This window comes from Candidatus Pyrohabitans sp., from assembly GCF_054014795.1.
Genome location: NZ_JBPMGE010000106.1, coordinates 1 through 2634, shown reverse-complemented (window position 1 = coordinate 2634; position 2634 = coordinate 1). Strand labels below are relative to the sequence as shown.

The window sequence follows — 2634 nt, the reverse complement described above, 5'->3', positions numbered from 1 at the left end:
TTGCTGTGCTGGTTAGGTTATGCAAAGCTACAGAGGTTGGTAATATGCTCTTCGAAAAGGTGGAAGAGAAGGATGTCACTCAGGCTATAGTTGGCGAGTTCTCTCGCATGCTCAGCGAGCATGCTGAGAGTGATGTTATAATTGTGGGCGGCGGACCCGCAGGTTTGGTGGCTGCCAAGGAGCTCTCCTCAAAAGGGGTTAAGACGCTCATCATCGAGAGGAACAACTATCTGGGCGGAGGCTTCTGGATAGGCGGTTATCTGATGAACAAGGTTACTGTGCGCTCCCCTGGAGAGGAGGTACTGGACGAGATAGGCGTGCCCTACCAGGAGTACGTCAAAGGTTTGTATGTCACCGATGGGCCGCACGCGTGCTCAAAGCTCATCGCTGCAGCCTGCGACGCAGGTGCAAAGATTCTCAACATGACCCGTGTTGATGACGTGGTGCTGCGCGAGGGCAACCGCGTCGCAGGGGTTGTGATAAACTGGACGCCCATCTCAGCGCTTCCTCGCGAGATAACCTGTGTCGACCCTGTGTCGCTTCAAGCGAAGGTGGTCATAGACGCCACAGGTCACGACGCAGAGGTGGTGAGTGCCCTTGTGAGGCGCGGGCTCATGAAGGTGCGCGGCTACGGCGCCATGTGGGTAGAGCGCAGCGAAGATGCGGTGGTTGAGCACACCGGCGAGGCCCATCCCGGATTAATCGTCGCGGGCATGGCGGTCTCTACCGTATACGGGTTGCCGCGAATGGGTCCAACCTTCGGGGCAATGCTGCTCTCCGGTAAGAAGGCGGCGAAGGCGGCGCTGGAGATGCTCGAAGGGTAAGATGGAGATTTACATATACGACGAGCTGAGCGGTGAAGCGCAGCTATCTGAGCTGGCGCACTACCTTGAGGAGAGGTTCAGACGCGCCCATGTGCATCTGAGAGAAGGTTTCTTCTCGAGGTTTGCAGAGGATATGGAAGAGGCGGCGAGAAAGCTCGCCAGCCTGCGCGTCTTCGACCCCTCCAAACCAATAGCTGGGGAGGAGCCACTTTACGGCGAGGTTAAATACGAGCTGCGCCTGCTTACCGGCAGGGCGAGGATGGGTGGTGTGCTCTACGACGGCTTTGCGCTGCAGAGCTACATGCGCAGCCTCATGCCTGAAGAGGAGGTAAGGCTTGAGAAGGTGCATCTGGTATTAACCTCCCGTCTCCTTGCCACCTACGACAGCGATGACAGGCGCTATCACGCCCGCGCAATTATCCTGGGCTACCCGGCCATAATCTCTGCCACCGGTATAGTGGAGGCACCTGCTAAGCCCCGAGAATACTACCTTCAGCGCCGTATCCTCGGCGAAGATGCCATTGCCGAGGCTCAGCTCAGGCAGAAGCTCAGGCAAAAAATTATAGACTACGATGACCCGCGCATAGGCGAGGTGCTCAAAGGCTATGCTCTGCAGGCGCTATTCTATCAGCTCTTCGGCGAGGCTTTCTGCGAAAATAAGCGGTGCAGGCTGTACAATGCCCACTGGCAGGAAGAGCTCATAGAAGCCCAGTTTTCACAGCCGGAGCTATGCCAGCGCCATGAGGATATGCTCAGAGAGTGGAAAGAAAAAAGGAAATAAAATCTACTCGACCTTTATGCTGGTCTTCTTTTCGGCATGTACCTTGGGCAAGCGAAGCTCAAGCACGCCATTCTTGTAGGTTGCCCTTGCCTTGCTGGGGTCAACCTCCGCAGGTAGAGCGATGCTGCGGTAAAACCTGGAGTACTGCCTCTCCCTGCGGAGATAGCCAGCTTCCTTCTCTTCCTCCTCGTGCTTCACCTCTGCCTCTATCTCAACCCCGCGCTCTGTGGCGTTTAACCTTATGTCCTCCTTTCTTACACCGGGAAGTTCCGCGGTTATGATAACCTCCTTCTCAGTCTCCTGAATGTCGCAGAAGGGGCTGCGCACCCCTTCGGCAGGGAAGCGCTCCTCCCTGGGGAAGCTGCTCCACAGCTCGCGGAACAGCTGGTTCATCCTTTCCTCAAGTCTTCGGATCTCCTCCCACACAGCTGGCATCATTCCACCACCCCCTTTACTCAATTTTTATGTTGGAACCCTTTCTGGGAGTTGACTTCAGCTTGAACTTTATCTCAAGTATGCCGTTGTTGTACCTTGCCTTTGCTGTGTCAGGGTCAACCTCTGCGTCAAGCGCAACTACCCTCCGATACTTCTTGCCATCGCGCTCAGCCTCTATCACAACCTCGCTCTCTGTGGCGTTTCACCTTATGTCCTCCTTTCTTACACCGGGAAGCTCCGCGGTTACCACCAGTTCCTGCTTCTTCTCGTCAATCATGGTCTCAATATAGGGTTCGCGAACGCCTGCGCGGAGTGTAGGCGCAGTCTCCACATTGCCAAAGGTCTGGATCTCGGGTACACCACTCGGTCCTACCCGTACAGAGAATCCCCAGTAGAGAGGCTCCTCGAGATTGATACCATGCCATGTGCGCATGGATTCGAACATCCTGTCGAAGAGTCTGTCAATCTCCTCCAGCTCGCGGAAGAAATCGTCAAATATTCTCCTTCTCCTCCACATACTCATCACCTCCTTTTAGTCACTTTTTGTTACTATAATCCTGTGACAACACTCACACTGTAAAAAATTTTAGTAAC

General features: G+C 54.8%; 5 protein-coding genes. 2 read left to right on the top strand and 3 right to left on the bottom strand.

Annotation, left to right across the window (positions count from 1 at the left end):
- The first annotated feature begins 44 nt into the window (after window positions 1-44).
- On the top strand, window positions 45-824 hold the full coding sequence (locus tag ACXJJW_RS11330) for a sulfide-dependent adenosine diphosphate thiazole synthase (RefSeq protein WP_456475860.1): 780 nt from the start codon (window positions 45-47) through the stop codon (window positions 822-824).
- Window position 825: 1 nt separating this feature from the next.
- The gene (locus tag ACXJJW_RS11325) at window positions 826-1605 is read left to right on the top strand and encodes a DUF6775 family putative metallopeptidase (RefSeq protein WP_456475859.1); all 780 of its coding nucleotides are present in this window, start codon (window positions 826-828) and stop codon (window positions 1603-1605) included.
- A gap of 3 nt (window positions 1606-1608) precedes the next feature.
- Here ACXJJW_RS11325 and ACXJJW_RS11320 read toward each other — a convergent pair whose 3' ends face one another.
- The 3 genes from ACXJJW_RS11320 to ACXJJW_RS11310 are packed head-to-tail and all read right to left on the bottom strand — an operon-like array spanning window position 1609 to window position 2557.
- Entirely contained in the window at window positions 1609-2043 is a 435-nt protein-coding gene (locus ACXJJW_RS11320; protein ID WP_456475858.1) for an Hsp20/alpha crystallin family protein, read from the bottom strand.
- Window positions 2044-2056: 13 nt separating this feature from the next.
- Window positions 2057-2221, bottom strand: coding sequence for an Hsp20 family protein (locus tag ACXJJW_RS11315; protein WP_456475857.1), 165 nt, complete (start codon window positions 2219-2221; stop codon window positions 2057-2059).
- Window positions 2222-2242: 21 nt separating this feature from the next.
- Window positions 2243-2557, bottom strand: coding sequence for an alpha-crystallin domain-containing protein (locus tag ACXJJW_RS11310; RefSeq protein WP_456475856.1), 315 nt, complete (start codon window positions 2555-2557; stop codon window positions 2243-2245).
- Window positions 2558-2634: the final 77 nt, after the last annotated feature.